Here is a 3444-nt window from a genome sequence, read left to right as displayed (position 1 = left end):
TTGCCGCGGCCCTCGCCAGCGTTGCGTCCACTTTTTCCGTGTTGCGTCCCATGTCTACACCTCCTGGAACGCGACGCTGAACGGCTCCTCCCTCATGCGGAAGGTGTGGTCCGCCGAGCGCTTACCTCGTCCCACATCTTCAAGGTGAAGGAGCCCCGGGCTTCCCGGGCCGTCAGTTCCCACTCCACCACGACCACGCCCAGCTCCTTTGGGTCCGGCTGGATGGGCGAGGGCTGCCAGCTCACCTTCATGGGCTTGGGCTCCTGGCCCTTGCCCACCAGCGCCGCATCCTTGAGCGTCCAGGGCTGCGTGCCCAGGTTCACCAGTTCCACGGCCACGGCCACCCGCACCACGTTCTTCGCGCGTGTCGTCGAGCGATAGCTGATGGCCTTGAGAATACCGAGGGCATTGCTCGCGGGCAGGGTGATGCCCTTCGTTATCTCCTCGGCCTTCACGCTCTGGTCTTCCACCGCCATCAACCCGCTGGCGATCAGCCCCGTGAGCCCGCCCGGTCCCTTCTCCAGCCGCATCCGCTCCAACTCCTGGCCGAGCTGCTGGGACTTCTTGCGCTCCTCCTGGTTCTCCCGCTGGTAGTCCTCCACGGTGCGCTTGAGGCGAAACACGTTCACCTGCCGTGTCCCGAGCGCGGGGTGGGCCACCAGCATGAAGGTGGCGCTCGTCGGGGCCGCCCCATCCGCGAAGCGCACCGCCACCTTGAACCGCTCCCCGGTCTGGAGGTCCGCCGGGGGATGAAGGGTGAAGCTCCGCATCCCTGGCGCCACGTCCTCGAACCGCTCGCGCGCTTGCAGCTCCAGCGAGCCCGGCACCAGCGGCGAATCGAAGCGGAAGGTGATGGGCAGCTCCGGGCTGATGCACACCACCTGCACCTCGCCGGTGGGCTCCGCTGGCAGCTCCACGCGGGACGGTGACGCCTCACAGTCCGGCAGAGGCGGTTGGGCGGTGGCGCTGGCCCCCGTGAGGAGCACCAACGCCAGGAGGGCGGCGGGGGACGAGGCGAACACGAACGGGAACCTCTCGAAGCGGGAAGAGACCGGAGACGTGGCCTCTACCACACCTTCCCCCCTGGTAGTGCCTGGGCCATATCCGGCTTGCGGCCCGCCAACCGCCAGCACGGTCCTACTCGAATCGCTCGACCGCCATCACGTCTACGACGGGGAAGATGTTGGCGGTGTCCTTTCCAGACCCGGCCTCCATTTCGGCGCCGCGCTTACTCTCCTGCCGCATCTCCAGGCAGACCTTGTACGAGTCCCCCGTGGGCGTCCGGGCCTCGGTGAAGCGGCCATAGATACGACCCTCTCCGAAGTAGAGGCGTCCCTGGAGGACGGTGCCCCCTTTCAGCTTCCCCCATGTGCCGCTCAGTTCCACCGACGTGGAGCCCTCGCGCACGGGGACGGGATGGTTCTGGATGTTCCATTGGGGGAAGCGGACCGTATGGGTCTGCTCGACGGCGAGGCCGAGCGTGTTGGTCATGGTCTCGACCGCACCCGCCGGGCACGCCTCTGGCGCGGGGCCGGGACGTACCTGGGCACCGGGACAGGCCATGTTGGCGGCTGCGGCGGCACCAACACACCACTTCGCCATGGGTGAGAGCGTCCCCTTCTGCTTGGTGTCCCCCTGGGGGCTGGGGGCCTGCTGCTTCTTCAAGGCGTCGTCCTTGGGTCGCGTCACCAGCGAGGCGACGACCGCAGGGGTTTGCTTCGCCGGGGGCGGAGCTGCGGCCTGTTCAGCTTCCGGCGGCGGCCACGAGGGCGCCACTTCCTGACCGGGAAGCCACTTCAACGTCTGGGAGGGGGAGGACAACGCCACGGGTGGGGGCTCGGGCTGCCACCGCTGCGCGAGCCACCACCCGGCCAGGGCCGCGCCCACCAGCACGGCCATCCACACCACCGCACGCCGAAGCGCCTGGAGCGCCATGGCATGCACGGGCACGTCCGCCACCGTGGCCGGGGTCGGCGTCGCCGGGATGGGCTCCACGGGTGGCGCGGCAGCCTCGGGCTTCTTCTTCCGCTCTGCTGCTCCCCGGTGGCCTCTCCTCGGTAGACGAGGCCCGTCATGCAGGGGCACCCGCCAGGACGCATCCGCACGGGCCAGCAGGTGCGTCAGCTCCTTTCCCAGCTCCAGGACGCTCGGGTAGCGCTTCTCCGGCGTCTTCTCCAACAGCTTCATGCACACGTCACTCACCACCTGCGGCACGTTGGGGTTGACGATGTGCGGCGGCAGGGGCTCCTTGTTGATGGCGGCATTCACCGATGCCTCGTCATCCCACGCCACCTCGAAGGGGAAACGACGGGTGAGCAGCCGGTAGAGCACCACGCCCAGCGCGTATTGGTCATCGGCCTTCCCAGGCCGGTAGGTGACTCGCCGCTCGTTCCAGTGCTCCAAGCCGAAGCGCCACGCCTCCGGGCTGCGGTAGTTGGGCGTCCCCGGGGGGAACATGCCCTCGGTGATGGTGGCCTGCCCCTCACGCTTGGCGGCCCCGAAGTCCAACAGCACCGGCTCGCCATCCTCGTCGCGCACGAGGATGTTGGCCTCCTTCACGTCCCGGTGGACGACCTTCTCGTCATGCACCACGGCCAGCCCCCGCACCACACCCACCATCTTGCCCATCACGGCCAGGGTGTCGGGGTTCTCTTCCCAGGCCCACACGTCGAGCGGACGGCCCTCGACGTAGAGCATCTTCAAGCAGAAGAACTCGGGCAGCACGGGTGGCCAGTAGCTGAAGCCCACCTGCCGCACGAGGTTCTTGTGCTGGAAGTACATGGCGAGGGTGCCCTCGCGCTCGGCCCACTGCTTGGCCCGGTGGAGCGGGACGAACTTGAGGGCCAACAGGGTGCCAGACAGCTTGTCCCGTGCCCGGTACACGGTGCCGTAGCCCCCTCTATCCACCAGTTCCTCGATGATCGCGCCGTTGACGCTCGTGCCGGGCGGCAGGTCCGGCATGTCCCGCTCGTTCATGGCGCCCACGCTAGCAGTTCTCCGGGGCCGATACCTACCCGGTGAGACTCCCACGCGGGGCCAACTTCTCGGACAGGGCGGCAACTCCCTGGTGAGCGGCGGCATAAGCCGCTGGACGTGGGCTTGGTTGCCCTCCGTCCGTACACCGCATGGAGGACCCATGAGCGACAAGAGCTCGCGCAAGTCTCTGCTCTCCCGGCTCCACTCCCGCGTGCGCTTGGAGCCGGTGAGCGCCGACGACTCCGCCGACTACCTGCGCCACCGCCTCCAACTCGCCGGCTGTGACCGCGAGCTCTTCCCGCTCGACGCCGTCGCCTTGCTGCACGAGGCCAGCCAGGGGGCTCATCGCGAGTTGGATCGCCTCGCCTCCCTCTGTCTGCGTGAGGCCGCTCGACGCAAGCGCAAGCTCGTCGACTCCGACATCGCCCGGAGCGTCCTCGACCGCCAGGTCTCCTCCTCCTGATGCCT

At 68.3% G+C, this 3444-nt stretch carries 3 protein-coding genes; 1 reads left to right on the top strand and 2 read right to left on the bottom strand.

What is annotated here, in order from left to right; genetic code table 11:
• Nucleotides 1–92: 92 nt before the first annotated feature.
• Nucleotides 93–1022 carry a DUF2381 family protein gene (locus AC16DP_RS45630; protein WP_329726837.1) on the bottom strand — a complete coding sequence of 310 codons (930 nt, stop codon included), beginning with the start codon at nucleotides 1020–1022 and terminating at the stop codon, nucleotides 93–95.
• Between the two features lie 115 nt (nucleotides 1023–1137).
• Complete coding sequence (locus AC16DP_RS45625; protein WP_329726838.1) at nucleotides 1138–2976, bottom strand: serine/threonine protein kinase; 1839 nt, start codon at nucleotides 2974–2976, stop codon at nucleotides 1138–1140.
• A 160-nt stretch (nucleotides 2977–3136) separates the two neighbouring features.
• Here AC16DP_RS45625 and AC16DP_RS45620 point away from each other — a divergent pair, with 160 nt between their 5' ends.
• Nucleotides 3137–3439: a hypothetical protein gene (locus tag AC16DP_RS45620; protein ID WP_329726836.1), complete on the top strand. Its 303-nt coding sequence runs from the start codon at nucleotides 3137–3139 to the stop codon at nucleotides 3437–3439.
• The last annotated feature ends 5 nt before the right edge of the window (nucleotides 3440–3444 follow it).

The sequence above is a fragment of the Archangium sp. genome (genome assembly GCF_057119385.1).
This window is presented reverse-complemented; position numbering and strand designations above follow the sequence as displayed.